We start from the raw sequence: 15,660 nt of genomic DNA, 5'->3' as shown, positions 1-15,660 counted from the left end.
GGAAGTCGCGCGACGTCGGCGCGCCGAACCGTGTCACTGTGTGGTTCCGCCGCTCAGGAAGGCGATCGCTCGTTCGCGGAAGTCGCGCGACGTGGGCGCATTGAAGTGGTTCCGCCGCGGGATCTCGAAAAACGACGCGTCCGGCGCCGCCTCGGCCAGGCGCACCGCGCTGTCCCGGATGCCGTCCTCGCTGCCCGCCGCCATCAGGATCGGCTGCGCCGGCGCGTTCTCGGGCGTCGGCTCGACGCTGTTCCGCATCCCCTCGACCATCGCCACGAGCGCCCGCAGGTCGTTCCCCTCGACGTTCGCCGCCATCTGCAGGTACCCGCGCGTGACGCGGTCCTCGACGGGCGTGCCGTCCGCGATGTACGCCTTCGCCTGGTCGACCGCGACCCGTCGCATCGGGTCGGCGTCGGGGATCCCGCCGAGCACGGCCCGCGAGATCCGGTCGGGGATCTGCTCGGCGGTGTGCCAGCCGACCCGGGCGCCGAGCGAGTAGCCGAGGAAGGCGACGTCGGTGAGCAGGTACGTGTCGACGACCGTCGTGACGTCGGCGACGAGCAACTCCATCGAGTACGCCGACGGTTCGTGCGGCTTCGACGACGCCCCGTGGCCGCGCTGGTCGAGCGCGACGACCCGGTAGCCCGCGCGGACGAGGTCGCGGGTCCACCCCGAGGCGTGCCAGTTGAGGACCGCGCCGGAGGCGAACCCGTGCACGGCCACCACGACGGGGGCATCCGGGTCACCGAAGTCGTACGTCGCGAGCTTCAGGCCGTCCGGGGACATCACGGCACGGGGACGGGGCGCTTCGGGGACGAGTGACATGTCCCCACCAGGCTACCGGGGCATGGTGGTCCCCATGGACGGCTACGGCGGCGATCAGGTCCGGGCGGCGGAGCGGCCGCACCTCGAGGCGGGCGAACCCCTCATGCAGCGCGCGGCGGACGGGCTCGCCCGCATCGTGGGCGACCTGCTCGACGACCCGGCGGTGCGCCCGCAGGGCGGGCCCGGTTCCGTCCTGCTCCTGGTGGGCAGCGGCGACAACGGCGGTGACGCCCTGTTCGCGGGTGCGCGGCTGGCGTCGGCCGGGAGGCACGTGGCGGTGCTGCGCGTCGGCGCACGGGTCCACGAGGCGGGCCTGGCAGCGGCGCTGGACGCCGGAGCGCGCCTCCTTGACCGCCCGTCGGCCCGCGGGGCGGACCGTGACGACGCCGGTGCGGCCGACATCCTGCGGGCGGCTGCGACGCCGGACGCCGAGCGCCTGGCGGCCGCCGCCGCCGAGGCCGCTGCGGGGGCCGGCCTCGTGCTCGACGGCATCCTCGGCATCGGCGCCGGCGGCGGAACGCCCCTGCGCTCCCCCGCTCGGCAGGTCGTCGACGCGATCCGCGAGCTCGCCCGCGACCAGCGCGCCCCGTTCGTCGTCGCCGTCGACGTGCCGAGCGGCATCGACGTCGACACGGGTGCCGTCGCGGACGAGCACGTGCTGCACGCCGACGTCACGGTGACGTTCGGCGGGGTGAAGGCGGGACTGCTCACCGGCCCCGGGGCGACGCTCGCCGGACGGATCGAGCTCGTCGACGTCGGGATCGGTGCGGACCTGGCGACCGTGGAGCCGCTGGTCCGCACCTGATCGGTGGTGTCAGGCCGCGCCGGCGTCGACCCCGTCGACCACGTCCGGACGGGCCTCGAGCCAGGTGTCGACGAAGTGCCGGTAGTTCGCGGCGATGAGCTGCTCGGCCGCCTCGCGGTCGAGCCCCTGCTGCACGACGTCGTCGAGGGCGTCCTCCCAGTTGCTCCGACCGATCGCGAAGCCGACGAACCCGTCGACGGGTGCCGCGGTGCGGAGCCAGTGGTCGAGCTGCTCCTCGGGGGCGTCCCGACCGAGCACGATGCACTGCAAGCCGTCACGACCACCGGCACGGGCTGCGGCCACGACGCGCTCGGCGTCCTCGGCGCGGTCCAGGCCCTCGAGCTTCCACACGTCGGGCTCGACCCCGTGCTCCTGCAGGAACCCGATCGACTCGACGACGAGCCCGGGGCGGACGTCGCGGTCGTAGTCGTCGGCCTGCGCCTGCTGCTCATCGGTGCCGGGCACGAGCAGCTCGACCAGGAACTCCCGGTCGGCGTCGTGCAGCGTACGGGAGACCTCGGCGAGCCGCTCGGCCTGCGCCGTCCGGTCGTCGGCGTCGAAGGCGGGGTTGTCGCGGACGAGCACCTTCACGAAATCGGGGTCGAACGAGTCGACGTGCGCGATCCAGTCGTCGCCGTACTCGAGCTCGAACCAGTCGCGACCGGAGCGCTCGATCGGCATCGCGAGCTGGAGTCCGGCCTCCCGGACCAGCCGTGCGACGTCGGCGCCGTACCGCTCGTCGACGAGGACGCCGGTGCGTGCTCGTGACGCACCAGCGGCGAGCGCCGTCAGGACCCCGCGGTAGACCAGCTGCTTGCCAGCGCGGACGCGCTGGGCGTCGGCCTCGTCGGCCGGTTCGCCGGACTCGTCGCCGTAGGTGTGCTCGAGGAGCGAGGAACGCTGGTCCATCGCGAGGAGGAAGAGGGGGTGCTGTTCGTCGAGGTCGGCCATGCCGCCATGCTGCTCGCACCCCCTCGGTGCGGACTCAGTGGGCGCGGTACAGTTCCGGCGTCGGCAGGCCGTGCGCGGCACGGATGCTGCGCGCGATGCCCTCGATCGCGACGAGTGCGTCGACGACGGCCTCGGCGGTGATGGGGAACGGCATGTTGTGGATGGTCTCGCCCTCCACGGTGGCGGCCTCGGCGACCGCCTGCAGGACGTCGCGGTCGTCGACGGTCAGGCCGATCTCGGTGAGCGTGTTCGGCAGCCCGACCTTCGTGGTGAACACGACGAAGTCCTCGATCTCCTCGGCGGGGGCGCCCTCGAGGACGAGCTGCGCGATCGTGCCGACGTTGACCTTCTGCCCGTGCGCGAGCCCGTGCGCCTGGGGTGCGGCGGTCAGGCCGTTGTGGATCGCGTGCGCCGCGGCGAGGCCGCCCGACTCGAACCCGAGGCCGGAGAGGAGCGTGTTCGCCTCGACGACCTTCTCGAGCGCCGGCGTGACGACCTTCGCCTTCACGGACTCGATCGCCTGGAGCGCGTTGTCGTGCAGGAGCTCCCACGACAGCTTCGCGAGCGCGACACCGGTCTCGGTCTGCAGCCCACCCGCCATCGTGTCGGCGTTCGCGCGCTTCGCGGCCCGGGCCTCGACCCAGGTCGCGAGGGCGTCGCCGATGCCCGCGACGAGGAACTGCACGGGGGCGTTGGCGACGAGCTTCGTGTCGATGAGCACGAGGTCGGGGTTGTGCGGGAAGAAGCGGTACTCGATGAACTCCCCCTCCTCCGAGTAGACGACCGCGAGCGCGGAGGTCGGGGCGTCGGTGCTCGCGGCGGTCGGCACGCTCGCCCAGCGGATGCCGGCGAGGTGCCCGGAGGCCTTCGCGGCGTCGATCGCCGAACCGCCACCGAGGCCGACGACCACGTCGCTGTCGGTCGCGCGGATCGTCTCGACGAGGTCGTCGATGGCCTGCGGGGTGGCGAACCGACCGAAGCCGACGCGCTCGACGGGCAGGTCGGCGTCGGCGAACGAGGTGCGCACGGCCTCCTCGACGATGCCCCAGACGACGTCGTCGGCCACGAGGAGCGGGCGTCGGCCGATCGGGGCGACGAACTCACCGACGCGGGTGATCGCGTCCTTGCCCTGCACGTAGCGGGCGGGGCTCATGACGGTGCTGATCGGAGTGGCCATGGTGCTGCTTCCTTCCGGGTGGTGACGAACGCTTGCACGACAGGTGTCGGCTCAGACGACGAGCCCGACGCTACGCGGGCCGGCTGCGGGTACGGTCGGCGGCATGACGTTCAACGACGACTCGAAGCTCAGCGGCGGGAAGGTGCAGCGCCGCGGGCGGACGGCCGCGATCGGCGGTGGCACGGTCGGCATCGGCGCGATCGTGGTGTTCCTCATCGCGCAGTTCACCGGGTTCGACCTGAGCGACTTCGTCGACGACGGCACCACGCAGGTCCAGGACCAGGGTCGGACGGTGCAGCCGGCCGAGGAGTGCCGGACCGGCCGCGACGCGAACCAGCGGGTCGAGTGCCGGATGGAGGGCGCCGCCGAGTCCCTCGACGACTACTGGACCGACGAGTCCCGACAGCTCGGCATCTCCTACACGACGCCGGGGTTCTGGCTCTTCGACGGCTCGACCGGCACCGGCTGCGGCCAGGCGACCGCCGCGACGGGCCCGTTCTACTGCCCGCCGGACCGTGCCGTGTACCTCGACACCGCCTTCTACGACGACCTGCAGTCGCAGTACGGGTCGTCCGGCGGTCCGCTCGCCCAGATGTACGTCGTCGCGCACGAGTGGGGGCACCACGTCCAGCAGCTCCAGGGCACCTTCGCGGACACCGACCGCTCCGGCACCGGGGCGTCGTCGGGCAGCGTCCGCGTCGAGCTCCAGGCGGACTGCTACGCCGGGGCGTGGGTCGGGTCGGCCGCGACGACCGAGGACGCGGACGGCCAGACGTTCTTCGAGCCGATCAGTCGGTCACAGATCGCCGATGCCCTGTCCGCGGCGAGCGCGGTCGGCGACGACAGCATCCAGGAGCGGGCGACCGGTCGGGTCGACCCGGACTCGTTCACGCACGGCTCCAGCGAGCAGCGCCAGGCCTGGTTCACCCGCGGGTACGAGCGCGGCGCGACCGCGTGCGACACGTTCAGCGTGCCGGGGTCGTCCCTCTGACCGAGATCCGGACCGGCTGATCAGTCGCCGGAAGGGCTCGGGGTCGCGCTGGCCGACGGGGTCGGCGTGGGCGTCGTCTCCGTCGAACCGGCCGCCGACACCACGAAGGTGCGGAAGTCGTCGTTCGTGATGGGCGAGGTCAGCTCGTACTGCTTGCCGTTCACCAGCACCAGCGGCGGTCCGGGGAAGGCGTCGAGCGACGAACCCGGGATGTCGCCGTCCGTCACGTCGGTCGTGCGCTCGTCGACCCACTTCGCGTAGGTCTGGTCCTGGATGCAGTCGCGGATCGCCGCCTGGTCCTGCACGCCGTCGACGCCGGTGACGATCCGCTCGAGCTGCGCGTTCGTCAGACCGGACGTCCCCTGCTCGGGCTGCCGGGCGAAGAGTGCCTGGTTCACGGCGTAGAACTGCCCCGGGGAGCGGTCGGCCACGCAGGCCGCCGCGTTCGCCGCCCGGAGCGAGTACTTCGTCCCCTGCGACCGGTTGGTCAGCACGGCCACCGGGTGGATGTCGACCGTCGCGGCGCCGGAGTCGACCAGGCTGGCGATGTAGTCGCCGTTCGCCCGCTCGAACTGCGCGCACGTGTCGCAGAGGTAGTCGACGTACATGGTGATGCGCACCGGGTCCGAGGCGTCGGTCGCACTCGGCGACGGCGACGCGGACGCCCCGACGGGCTGCAGGCCCTGCCCGATGGTGATCCCGCCCTGCGACATCGTCGACGGGCCGGGGCCGGCGGGCTTGACGGAGTCGACGAGCACCAGCGTCACGACGGCGACCGCCGCGAGGAGCACCACACCGAGCCCGATCCGGAGCCCGAGCCGCGTCCCGCGCTGCCGACGCTTCTGCTGCGTCCGTGCTCGCTGGGCACGCTGCCGTGCGGCTTCTCGTCGTTCGTTGCGCGCGGCGCGTGCGTCACCCTCGGGGCGGTTGGTCATGCGTCGATGGTCCTCACGTTGATCCTGACGTCCGTGCGGCCTTCCCCCGGTACGCCGGACGGACCCACCGATGGTAGTGGTCCTTCCTGGGACCAGCCAACCAGGTCGCCCCCGACACTGGCGCTGCCCGGGGAAGTCGTGTTGTATGAGCAGCGATGGTCGACGGCGACCATCCGGGGCCCCCTCGGGCAACCGCTTCACAACGGATCGTCCGGCACGTACCTGCCGGTGAAGGAAGGATCGAACGCTCATGGCGTCCGTCACCTACGACAAGGCAACCCGTCTCTACCCCGGAGGCACCCGCCCCGCGGTCGACTCCCTCGACCTGGACGTCGCCGACGGCGAGTTCCTCGTCCTCGTCGGCCCCTCGGGCTGCGGCAAGTCCACCTCCCTGCGCATGCTCGCCGGCCTCGAAGAGGTCAACTCCGGCGCCATCCGCATCGGCGAGCGCGACGTCACCGACGTCCCGCCGAAGGACCGCGACATCGCGATGGTGTTCCAGAACTACGCGCTGTACCCGCACATGACCGTCGCCGAGAACATGGGCTTCGCGCTCAAGATCGCCGGCGTCGGCAAGGAGGAGCGCGCCACCCGCGTGCAGGAGGCCGCCAAGCTCCTCGACCTCGAGCAGTACCTCGGCCGCAAGCCGAAGGCGCTCTCCGGTGGTCAGCGTCAGCGCGTCGCGATGGGCCGCGCGATCGTCCGTCAGCCCCAGGTGTTCCTCATGGACGAGCCGCTGTCGAACCTCGACGCCAAGCTCCGCGTCCAGACCCGCACCCAGATCGCGTCGCTCCAGCGCCGCCTCGGCGTCACCACGGTCTACGTCACGCACGACCAGACCGAGGCGCTCACCATGGGCGACCGCATCGCGGTGCTCAAGGACGGCATCCTCCAGCAGGTCGGCTCGCCGCGCGACCTCTACGAGAAGCCGAACAACGTGTTCGTCGCCGGCTTCATCGGTTCGCCGGCCATGAACCTGCTCCCGGCCGACGTCATCGAGGGCGGCATCAAGTTCGGCACGCTCAACCACCCGATCGACCGCGACACCCTGTCGAACGCCCGCTCGGGCAACGTCACGGTGGGCATCCGCCCGGAGGACGTCATCGTGTCGGCCTCCGGCGAGGGCCTGCCCGTCACGGTCGACGTCGTCGAGGAGCTCGGCGCCGACGGCTACCTCTACGGTCACGCCGACGTGAACGGCCAGCGCACCGACATCGTCGCGCGCGTCGACGGCCGCTCGCACCCCTCGATCGGTGACACGATCGTCATCGCGCCGAAGCAGGGCCACGTGCACGCCTTCGACACCGAGTCGGGCGACCGCCTCGACGACAAGGCCGTCGTCAGCGCGTAACGCGTGAACAGCCGGACGGGAGGCGCGGTGCCAGCTGGCACCGCGCCTCCCGTCTGTCAGACCGCCGGACCGTCACCGGCCACCGCACCGACAGGAAGCCACCGTGCCCGACTCCCTCGCCATCACCGCCGCCACCGTCGACCCCGGTCTGCTCGACCTGCCGTGGGACGTCCCGCTGGAGGACTGGCCGGACGACGTCATCGTCGCCCTCCCGAAGGGCATCTCGCGGCACCTCGTCCGCTTCGTGCACCTCAGCGGGTACGTCGCGGCGGTGAAGGAGACGGGCGAGGAGGTCGCACGCTCGGAGTACGAGATGCTCCGCACCCTGCAGCGCATGGACGTGCCGTGCGTGGACCCGGTCGCCGTCATCACGAACCGCGTCGACGAGCACGGTGAGCCGCTGCACCCGGTGCTCGTCACCCGGCACCTGCGGTTCTCGCTGCCCTACCGCGCGCTGTACTCGCAGACGCTCCGCCCCGAGACCGCCACGCGCCTCGTCGACGCCCTCGCGCTGCTGCTCGTCCGCCTGCACGTCATCGGCTTCTACTGGGGCGACGTGTCCCTGTCGAACACCCTGTTCCGCCGCGACGCCGGAGCCTTCGCCGCGTACCTGGTCGACGCCGAGACGGGGAAGCTCTACCCCGGCGGCCTGTCGAACGGGCAGCGCGAGAACGACCTCGAGGTCGCCCGCGTGAACATCGCGGGCGAGCTCCTCGACCTCGAGGCCGGCGGGCGGCTCGACGAGAACGCCGACGCCGTCGACGTCTCGAACCGGATCGTCGCCCAGTACCGGACGCTCTGGAAGGAGCTCACCGGGACCGAGCAGTTCGACGTCAAGGAGCGGTGGCGCATCAACGACCGCGTCGAACGGCTCAACGCGCTCGGCTTCGACATCGAGGAGCTCTCGATCCACACGACCGAGGGCGGGTCGCAGGTGCGCATCCAGCCGAAGGTCGTCGACGCCGGGCACCACCAGCGCCGGCTGCTCCGCCTGACCGGTCTCGACGCCGGCGAGAACCAGGCCCGCCGACTGCTGAACGACCTCGACGCGTACCGGGCACGCAACGGCCGCGACCAGCTCGACGAGGAGATGGTGGCGCACGAGTGGGTGTCGCGGGTGTTCGAGCCCGTCGTCCGCTCGATCCCGCGGGACCTGCGGGGACGGCTCGAACCCGCCGAGGTGTTCCACGAGCTGCTCGAGCACCGCTGGTACATGTCCCAGGAGGAGGAGCGTTCGGTCTCGCTGCCCGAGGCCACCACCGCGTACATCAACGACGTGCTGCGCCACCGTCGTGACGAGCGCCTGCTCATCAACCCGCCGACGTCGTCGATGACCCTGCCGATCCCCGTCGTCGACGACGACGGGTCGGCGGACGAGTCCGACGACGTCGAGGACTGGCGCGCCTCCGTCTGAGGCCGGCGCAGGATCGCGGCGAGGCCGGTGCGGTCGCGCCCTGGTCCGCCAACGGGCCAGATCCGGCACGCTCGAGCACGCCGGACGACGGGTTCCGCCCGCTCGGCGACGCAGGCGCGGCGCGTCCTGCCCGCTCGCGCACGGACGGGAGGCCCGGTGCCGGTCCCGTGGACCGGCACCGCGCCTCCCGTGGCGCGCGGTGCGCTGGTGCGGGCCGCTACTCGGCGCGACGGCGCCGGGCGACCTCCCACAGCGTGACGCTCGCGGCGATGCCCGCGTTGAGGGACTCGGTCGCGCTCGAGATCGGGATCGAGACGACCGCGTCGCAGGTCTCGGTCACGAGTCGGGACAGCCCCTTGCCCTCGGAGCCGACGACGATGACGATCGGCCGGTCCGCGAGCTCGAGCTGGTCGAGTTGCACGTCGCCGTCGCCCGCGAGACCGAGCACGAAGAGCCCCATCGACTTGAGCGACTTCAGGGTCTGGGTCAGGTTCGGCGCCATCGCGACGGGCGTGCGGGCGGCCGCGCCGGCGGAGGTCTTCCATGCGCTCGCAGTCACGCCGACCGAGCGGCGCTGCGGGACGATGACGCCGTGCCCGCCGAACGCCGCCGTGGACCGGATGATCGCACCGAGGTTGCGCGGGTCGGTGATGCCGTCGAGGGCGACCATGAGCGGGACCTCGTCCCGACCGAAGGCGCGCTCGGCGAGGTCCTCCGCCACGGCGTACTCGTACGCCGGGACCTTGAGGGCGACGCCCTGGTGCACGCTGTCGTGCCCCGTGATGCGGTCGAGCTCCGGCCGCATGATCTCCATGATCGGGACGCCGCGGTGGTTGGCGAGCGCGAGGATCTCCTTGACGCGGTCGTCCACCTCGATGCGGGCGGCGATGTAGAGGGTCGTGGAGGGGGTCTTCGTGCGGAGGGCCTCGAGCACCGAGTTGCGGCCGGTCACGAGCTCCGAGTCGTCGGACTTCCGCTGCGGCGGGCGACCGGTGCGCTGCTGCGGCGAGCTCGACGCGCCGTGACGACCACGGGCGGCGTCGAGCCGCTCCTTGGCGGCCTTGCGCTTGCCGGCGGGGTGGTACGGGCGGTCCTCGGCCTTCGGCGTCGGCTTCCGGCCCTCGAGCGCCTGGGCGCCCTGGCCGCCGGAGCCGACCTGCTTGTTGCCCTTGCGGCCGGAGCGGACGGCGCCGGGCCGGCCCTTCCTGCTCCCCGAGACGTTCTTCATGCGTAGCTCCTGTTCGGCACTGCCGTGGTCAGGCGATGCTCCAGCGTGTTCCGGACGGTGTGTCCTCGATCGTGATGCCCGCTGCTGCGAGATCGTCGCGGTACCGGTCGGCGGCCGCGAAGTCACGTGCTGCTCGTGCGTCGGTGCGCTCCTGGAGGAGACGCTCGACGAGAGCGGCGAGCGGTGCGGCAGCGACGTCGTGGCCGGTGCCGGACCAGTGGGCTGCGCGCGGGTCGATGCCGAGCACCTCGACCATCGCAGCCACCTGATGGTACGCGGTTCCGAGCGCATCCGCATCGTCGGCGTCGAGAGCGGCGTTCCCGGCCCGGACGGTCTCGTGCAGCACGGCGAGGGCCTGGGGCACCGCGAGGTCGTCGTCCATCGCGGTCCCGAAGGCCTCCGGCACGCCCGGGGCGTCCCGCACCGGGACACCAGCGAGCCGGGCACCGGCACGCTCGAGGAAGCCCGCGATCCGGTCGTAGGCCGCCTCGGCCTCGACGAGGGAGCCCTCGTGGTGGTCGATCGACGACCGGTAGTGCGCGGCGCCGAGGAAGTAGCGGACCACGGCGGGTCGGGCGGCAGCGAGGAAGTCGGCGGCGAAGATCGAGTTGCCCAGCGACTTCGACATCTTCTGCCCCTCGACGGTCACGAGCCCGTTGTGCAGCCAGTACGACGCGAAGGGGTCACCGGCCGCGGTCGACTGCGCGAGCTCGTTCTCGTGGTGCGGGAAGCGCAGGTCGAGTCCACCGCCGTGGATGTCGAACGCCGGGCCGAGGTACCGCCGCGACATCGCGGAGCACTCGATGTGCCACCCCGGTCGTCCGGGGCCCCACGGGGAGTCCCACGTGGCCGTGCCCGGCTCGCCCGGCTTCGCGCCCTTCCACAGCGCGAAGTCGCGGGGGTCCCGCTTGCCGCGCGGGTCCGCGTCGGCCGCCTCGACCATGTCCTCGCGGCGCTGTCGGGTGAGGGCGCCGTACGCCTCCCAGCTCCCGGTGTCGAAGTACACGTCGCCCGAGCCGTCGGCCGCCGCGTAGGCGTGCCCGCGCTCGATCAGGCGCTCGATGATCTCGTGCATCTGCGGCACGCTCGCCGTCGCCCGCGGCTCGTAGGTCGGGGCGAGGATGCCGAGGGCGTCGTACGCGGCGGTGAACTCCCGCTCGACGCGGTACGCGCGGGCGAACCACTCCTCGTCGGTGCCGGCCGCCAGGTCGAGCACCTTGTCGTCGATGTCGGTGACGTTCCGGACGAGGGTCACCCGGTAGCCGCGGTACGTCAGCCACCGCCGCCAGATGTCGTAGACGAGGGCGGAGCGCAGGTGCCCGATGTGCGGCGACGACTGCACCGTGGGGCCGCAGACGTACATGCTGACCTGTCCGTCGACCAGCGGGACGAGGTCGACGACGGCTGCGGCGCGGGAGTCGTGGAGGCGAACGGTCACGCCCACCACCCTAGGACGTCAGACCGGACGGACGACGGCCGTCGCGATCGCGGCGAGCCCCTCACCGCGGCCGGTCAGCCCGAGGCCGTCGGTCGTCGTGCCGGAGACGGCGACCGGAGCGCCGACGACGGCGGCGAGTGCGGCCTGCATCTCGTCCCGCCGGCCGCCGATGCGGGGGCGGTTGCCGACGACCTGCACCGTCACCGAGGTGGGGACGAGGCCGGCCTGCCGCAGGAGCTCGACGGCGCCGCGGACGAACACGTCGCCCGCCGCACCGGAGTAGCGGGGGTCCGACGTGCCGAAGCGGCCGCCGATGTCGCCGAGCGCACCGGCGGACAGCAGGGCGTCGCACACCGCGTGCGCGACCGCGTCGCCGTCGCTGTGCCCGGAGAGGCCGGGTTCGCCGGGGAAGTCGAGGAGTCCGATGCGGCACGGCGATGCGGCGTCGAAGGCGTGCACGTCGACCCCGAGGCCGATCCGCACCGTCGGCGCGACGGCACCGGCGACGAGCGCCTCGGCCCGGGCGAGGTCCCACCGGGTCGTGATCTTGAACGCGTCCGCGCTGCCCGGCACGGTGCGGACCGTGCCGCCGGCGGCGCGGAACACACCGGCGTCGTCGGTCTCCGACCGCTGCGAGGACGCGTAGGCCGCGCGGAGCGCTCCGAGCGGGAACACCTGCGGGGTCTGCACCCCGACGAGCGCCGACCGGTCGACGGTCTCGACGACCTCGTCGCCGTCGACGCGCTTCACCGTGTCGGTCACGGGCAGCGCCGGGACCACGCCGTCACCGGTCGCACGGGCCCGGTCGAACACCGCGTCGAACTGCGTCGCCGGTGTCAGGCACCGCGCGGCGTCGTGCACACCCACCCACTCGACGCCGTCGGGCAGGGCGTCGAGCCCCGCCTGCACGGACGCGTGCCGGTCGGCACCGCCTGGCACGACCGCGGTCAGCCCCGCGGCCGGACCGGCGACGGCGTCGACCAGTGCACGGCACTCGTCGAGCCGTGCGGCCGGGGCGACGACCACGACGAAGGTCGGTTCGGCCGACGTGAACACCGTGCGGACCGCGCGGGTGAGCATGAGTTCGCCGGCGACGGGCACGAACGCCTTGGCGTCGCCGATGCCGAGCCGGGTCCCCGAGCCCGCCGCAACGACGACGACCGCCCTGCTCACCCGGTCGGGGAGCAGGACGGTCGTCGTGTGGTCCAGTGGTGACCCGCGCTAGGAGGCGAGGACCTCGTCGAGGACGGTCGATGCCTTGTCCTCGTCGGTCTTCTCGGCCAGGGCGAGCTCGGAGATCAGGATCTGCCGCGCCTTCGCCAGCATCCGCTTCTCCCCCGCGGAGAGCCCGCGGTCCTGGTCGCGGCGCCAGAGGTCGCGGACGACCTCGGACACCTTGATGACGTCACCCGACGCCAGCTTCTCCAGGTTCGCCTTGTACCGACGCGACCAGTTCGTGGGCTCCTCGGTGAAGGGCGCTCGCAGGACCTCGAAGACCTTGTCGAGGCCCTCCTTGCCGATGACGTCGCGGACGCCGACCAGGTCGACGTTGTCCGCCGGTACCTCGATCGTCAGGTCGCCCTGCGTCACGCGCAGCTTCAGGTAGACCTTCTCCTCACCCTTGATGACGCGCGTCTTGACTTCAGAGATGGTTGCCGCCCCGTGATGGGGGTAGACGACGGTCTCGCCGACCTCGAATTGCATGTATCAGGCTCCGTTCCCAGGATCCCCAGTTTACCACAGGGGCACCTCGGCCACGGGGGCCTGGGCACCTGCCCTCCCCGGCGATCGCTAGGATGGAGCCGGACCGTCCGGTCCACAACGTGATCTTCCGGAGGAATCTCTTGCGAGCTCGGGTACTCGTGTCCGTCGCCGTTGCGGCATCCATCGCGCTCGGCGCCACCGGCTGCGAGTTCATGTCGCCCGCGCACACCAAGGAGATCAAGCAGATCACCGACGGCGTGAACGTGACGACCGGCGACCTCGACATCCGCAACGCGCTCTTCATCTCCGACGACGCCGACGACGCCCGCTTCATCGGCACGCTCATCAACCGCGACGCCTCCGACGACATCACCCTGTCGATCGAGGTCGGGGGCGACACCCAGACCGTCGTGGTCCCGGCGAACGGTCGCGTCGACCTCGGCGCGAACACCCCGTCCGCGGCGAGCACCGCCGGCGGCGACTCGCAGGAGGGCGCCGGCTCGCAGGGCTCCGAGGTCGCTGACTCGAAGGCCGTGCTGTTCGACGCCTCCGACGTCGTCGCCGGTTCCCTCGTGAAGACCTACTTCTCGTACTCCGGTGCCGAGGGCGTCTCGGCGTCCGTCCCCGTCCTGACCAGCTCGCTCGAGGAGTACCAGACCCTCGCACCGACCCCCACCCCGTCGAGCTCCGCGACCTCGCCGTCGGAGAGCGGCACCCGCCCGACCGGCGACGCGACCGCCCCGGGTACGCAGCCGAGCGACTCGCAGACCGACTCGTCCGAGGGCGACAGCGGCACGAACTGACCACGTTGCGCGCCGGACCGGCGCGCACCAGACGCAACGCACCGGAGGCCCGGTGCCGGTCCCGAGGACCGGCACCGGGCCTCCGGTGCGTGACAGGCCGCGTCAGCCCTCGATCCGGTACCCCAGGCCGCGGACCGTCACCAGGATCTCCGGTGCGCTCGGCACCCGCTCGATCTTCGAGCGGATCCGCTTGATGTGCACGTCGAGCGTCTTCGTGTCGCCGAAGTAGTCGGACCCCCACACCCGGTCGATGAGCTGCCCGCGGGTCAGCACCCGGCCGGCGTTGCGGAGGAGCAGTTCGAGGAGCTCGAACTCCTTGAGCGGCATCGGCGTCTCGGACCCGTCCACCGACACCGTGTGGCGCTCGACGTCCATGCGGATGCCACCGACCTGCAGGATGCCGCTGTCGCCCGGGTCGTCCTCGGTCCGACGGCGCAGCACCGCCCGGATCCGCGCGAGCAGCTCCCGCGTCGAGTACGGCTTCGTCACGTAGTCGTCGGCGCCGAGCTCGAGCCCCACGACGATGTCCACCTCGGAGTCCTTCGCGGTGAGCATGATGATCGGGACGTTCGACCGGGTGCGGACCTGGCGGCACACCTCGGTGCCGCTCAGCCCCGGCAGCATGAGGTCGAGCAGCAGGAGGTCGGGGTTCTCCGCGTCGAACTTCGACAGCGCGGTCACGCCGTCCGCGGCGACGGAGGTCTCGTAGCCCTCGCGCTGCAGGAGGAACTCCAGGGGTTCGCTCAGGGCCGGCTCGTCGTCGACGATGAGGATCTTGGTCACGATGGCTGCTCTTCCAGTTGCTCTTCGAGTGCGGTGGTGAGGTCGGGATCCGCCTCGGGCAGGCGGATCGTGAAGGTCGAGCCCTTGCCGGGCTGGGACCAGACGCGCACGTCGCCGCCGTGGTTGCCGACGACGTGCTTGACGATCGCGAGTCCGAGTCCGGTCCCGCCGGTGGCGCGCGACCGTGCCGGGTCGACGCGGTAGAACCGTTCGAACACGCGGTCGAGATCGGACTCTGGGATGCCGACGCCCTGGTCGGTCACCGCGATCTCGACGAACCCCTTCGACAGCCGCACGCCGACACCGACGCGCGTGTGGTCCGGGGAGTACTTGACGGCGTTCGCGATGAGGTTCGACACCGCGACCTGCAGCAGCCCCGGGTCGCCCATGACCCGGAGCTTCGACTTCTTCGCGCGCACCAGCTCGATCGACCGTGCCCGCGCGACGACCTCGTTCGCGTCGACGGCGGCCTGCACGACCTTGTCGATCGACGTCTCCTCGCTGTTCTCGAGCGTGTCGACGGACTGCAGGCGGGACAGCTCGATGATGTCCTTCGTCAGGGCGCCGAGCCGCTCGGACTCGGTGACGAGCTGCGAGGCGAACTTCTTCACGTGGTCCGGGTCGTCGGCTGCGAGCACGAGGGTCTCGGAGAGCAGCCCGATGGCGCCGATGGGCGTCTTGAGCTCGTGCGAGATGTTGGCGACGAAGTCGCGACGGACCTCGTCGATGCGCCGGCTCTCGGTCAGGTCGTCCGCCGTCAGGAGCACGTACCGGTTGCCGAGCTGCGCGGCCCGGAAGCTCAGGTAGCCGATCAGCTCCCCGCGTCGGCCGCGTGGGAGCTCGAGGTCCTCGGAGCCCATCTCGCCGCTCCGACGGACCCGGTCGACGAGCTCGACCAGCTCGTCGTGCACGAGCTTGCGCCGGACCACCAGCCCGACCGTGAGCGCCTGCGGGGACGCGGCGACGACCGTGTTCGACGGGTCGACGACCACGGCCGGGTTGTGCATCGTGGCGATGACCGCGGCGACACCGTCGGGCAGCGTCCGCTCGGCGACGTCGGCTGCCCGGGCCGTGCGCTCGGCCGTGATGATCAGCACCACGACACCCGCGCCGAACACCCCGCCGAGGAGCATCGACAGTGGCACGAGCCACGCGTTGTCCATGCCGCCAGTGTAGGGACGGTCACACGGGGTTCCGACGCCGTTCACCCGCCCGGGCCTGCTTTCCCGCTGCTCGGGACGAGGTGTTCAGCCGC

Annotated in this window: 15 protein-coding genes; 5 read left to right on the top strand and 10 right to left on the bottom strand. The window is 71.9% G+C overall.

Translation table 11 applies throughout. The features are described 5' to 3' along the window. Positions 1-33: 33 nt before the first annotated feature. A complete protein-coding gene (locus tag Cus16_RS14210) occupies positions 34-825 on the bottom strand; it encodes an alpha/beta fold hydrolase (protein WP_069713311.1) in 792 nt (263 codons plus the stop codon). A 22-nt stretch (positions 826-847) separates the two neighbouring features. Between Cus16_RS14210 and Cus16_RS14205 the strand changes: the two genes are divergently transcribed. Further along, positions 848-1,630, top strand: coding sequence for an NAD(P)H-hydrate epimerase (locus Cus16_RS14205; protein WP_069713310.1), 783 nt, complete (start codon positions 848-850; stop codon positions 1,628-1,630). Between the two features lie 9 nt (positions 1,631-1,639). Here Cus16_RS14205 and Cus16_RS14200 read toward each other — a convergent pair whose 3' ends face one another. Further along, positions 1,640-2,581 (bottom strand): 2-deoxy-5-keto-D-gluconate 6-phosphate aldolase domain-containing protein, encoded by a 942-nt coding sequence (locus Cus16_RS14200; protein ID WP_069713309.1) that lies wholly within the window; start codon positions 2,579-2,581, stop codon positions 1,640-1,642. 34 nt (positions 2,582-2,615) lie between these two features. Further along, positions 2,616-3,758, bottom strand: a complete 1,143-nt coding sequence (locus Cus16_RS14195) for a glycerol dehydrogenase (protein WP_069713308.1) — start codon at positions 3,756-3,758, stop codon at positions 2,616-2,618. Positions 3,759-3,861: 103 nt separating this feature from the next. Here Cus16_RS14195 and Cus16_RS14190 point away from each other — a divergent pair, with 103 nt between their 5' ends. Continuing rightward, the gene (locus Cus16_RS14190; protein WP_069713307.1) at positions 3,862-4,749 is read left to right on the top strand and encodes a neutral zinc metallopeptidase; all 888 of its coding nucleotides are present in this window, start codon (positions 3,862-3,864) and stop codon (positions 4,747-4,749) included. A gap of 20 nt (positions 4,750-4,769) precedes the next feature. Here Cus16_RS14190 and Cus16_RS14185 read toward each other — a convergent pair whose 3' ends face one another. Beyond that, the gene (locus Cus16_RS14185; protein WP_069713306.1) at positions 4,770-5,684 is read right to left on the bottom strand and encodes a DsbA family protein; all 915 of its coding nucleotides are present in this window, start codon (positions 5,682-5,684) and stop codon (positions 4,770-4,772) included. Positions 5,685-5,934: 250 nt separating this feature from the next. Here Cus16_RS14185 and Cus16_RS14180 point away from each other — a divergent pair, with 250 nt between their 5' ends. Further along, on the top strand, positions 5,935-7,035 hold the full coding sequence (locus Cus16_RS14180; RefSeq protein ID WP_069713305.1) for an ABC transporter ATP-binding protein: 1,101 nt from the start codon (positions 5,935-5,937) through the stop codon (positions 7,033-7,035). Between the two features lie 103 nt (positions 7,036-7,138). Then, positions 7,139-8,449 carry a DUF4032 domain-containing protein gene (locus tag Cus16_RS14175; RefSeq protein ID WP_069713304.1) on the top strand — a complete coding sequence of 437 codons (1,311 nt, stop codon included), beginning with the start codon at positions 7,139-7,141 and terminating at the stop codon, positions 8,447-8,449. A gap of 217 nt (positions 8,450-8,666) precedes the next feature. Here Cus16_RS14175 and rlmB read toward each other — a convergent pair whose 3' ends face one another. From rlmB to Cus16_RS14155, 4 genes are read right to left on the bottom strand one after another with little or no spacing between them, the layout of a single operon-like run. Continuing rightward, positions 8,667-9,677, bottom strand: coding sequence for a 23S rRNA (guanosine(2251)-2'-O)-methyltransferase RlmB (gene rlmB, locus Cus16_RS14170; RefSeq protein ID WP_069713303.1), 1,011 nt, complete (start codon positions 9,675-9,677; stop codon positions 8,667-8,669). Between the two features lie 28 nt (positions 9,678-9,705). Continuing rightward, entirely contained in the window at positions 9,706-11,115 is a 1,410-nt protein-coding gene (cysS, locus tag Cus16_RS14165; protein WP_069713349.1) for a cysteine--tRNA ligase, read from the bottom strand. An 18-nt stretch (positions 11,116-11,133) separates the two neighbouring features. After that, on the bottom strand, positions 11,134-12,288 hold the full coding sequence (ispD, locus tag Cus16_RS14160; protein ID WP_083264006.1) for a 2-C-methyl-D-erythritol 4-phosphate cytidylyltransferase: 1,155 nt from the start codon (positions 12,286-12,288) through the stop codon (positions 11,134-11,136). A 48-nt stretch (positions 12,289-12,336) separates the two neighbouring features. Further along, entirely contained in the window at positions 12,337-12,819 is a 483-nt protein-coding gene (locus Cus16_RS14155) for a CarD family transcriptional regulator (protein WP_017888066.1), read from the bottom strand. Positions 12,820-12,977: 158 nt separating this feature from the next. Here Cus16_RS14155 and Cus16_RS14150 point away from each other — a divergent pair, with 158 nt between their 5' ends. Further along, entirely contained in the window at positions 12,978-13,622 is a 645-nt protein-coding gene (locus Cus16_RS14150) for a hypothetical protein (protein ID WP_069713301.1), read from the top strand. 102 nt (positions 13,623-13,724) lie between these two features. Here Cus16_RS14150 and Cus16_RS14145 read toward each other — a convergent pair whose 3' ends face one another. Both Cus16_RS14145 and Cus16_RS14140 read right to left on the bottom strand, forming a co-directional pair. Further along, positions 13,725-14,405 (bottom strand): response regulator transcription factor, encoded by a 681-nt coding sequence (locus Cus16_RS14145; protein WP_069713300.1) that lies wholly within the window; start codon positions 14,403-14,405, stop codon positions 13,725-13,727. Next, entirely contained in the window at positions 14,402-15,568 is a 1,167-nt protein-coding gene (locus tag Cus16_RS14140) for a sensor histidine kinase (protein WP_069713299.1), read from the bottom strand. Before Cus16_RS14140 ends, Cus16_RS14145 begins: the two co-directional genes overlap by 4 nt. Positions 15,569-15,660 lie beyond the last annotated feature (92 nt).

The sequence above is a fragment of the Curtobacterium sp. ER1/6 genome (assembly GCF_001742745.1).
Taxonomy (GTDB): Bacteria; Actinomycetota; Actinomycetes; order Actinomycetales; family Microbacteriaceae; genus Curtobacterium; species Curtobacterium citri.
Note: the sequence above shows the minus strand (reverse complement) of the source record. Positions and strands in the feature narration are given on the sequence as shown.

Excerpts from the sequence above, each read along its gene's own strand:
- Cus16_RS14210 (WP_069713311.1), bottom strand. The coding sequence starts at position 825 with ATGTCACTCGTCCCCGAAGCGCCCCGTCCCCGTGCCGTGATGTCCCCG.
- Cus16_RS14205 (WP_069713310.1), top strand. The coding sequence starts at position 848 with ATGGTGGTCCCCATGGACGGCTACGGCGGCGATCAGGTCCGGGCGGCG.
- Cus16_RS14200 (WP_069713309.1), bottom strand. The coding sequence starts at position 2,581 with ATGGCCGACCTCGACGAACAGCACCCCCTCTTCCTCCTCGCGATGGAC.
- Cus16_RS14195 (WP_069713308.1), bottom strand. The coding sequence starts at position 3,758 with ATGGCCACTCCGATCAGCACCGTCATGAGCCCCGCCCGCTACGTGCAG.
- Cus16_RS14190 (WP_069713307.1), top strand. The coding sequence starts at position 3,862 with ATGACGTTCAACGACGACTCGAAGCTCAGCGGCGGGAAGGTGCAGCGC.
- Cus16_RS14185 (WP_069713306.1), bottom strand. The coding sequence starts at position 5,684 with ATGACCAACCGCCCCGAGGGTGACGCACGCGCCGCGCGCAACGAACGA.
- Cus16_RS14180 (WP_069713305.1), top strand. The coding sequence starts at position 5,935 with ATGGCGTCCGTCACCTACGACAAGGCAACCCGTCTCTACCCCGGAGGC.
- rlmB (WP_069713303.1), bottom strand. The coding sequence starts at position 9,677 with ATGAAGAACGTCTCGGGGAGCAGGAAGGGCCGGCCCGGCGCCGTCCGC.
- Cus16_RS14155 (WP_017888066.1), bottom strand. The coding sequence starts at position 12,819 with ATGCAATTCGAGGTCGGCGAGACCGTCGTCTACCCCCATCACGGGGCG.
- Cus16_RS14140 (WP_069713299.1), bottom strand. The coding sequence starts at position 15,568 with ATGGACAACGCGTGGCTCGTGCCACTGTCGATGCTCCTCGGCGGGGTG.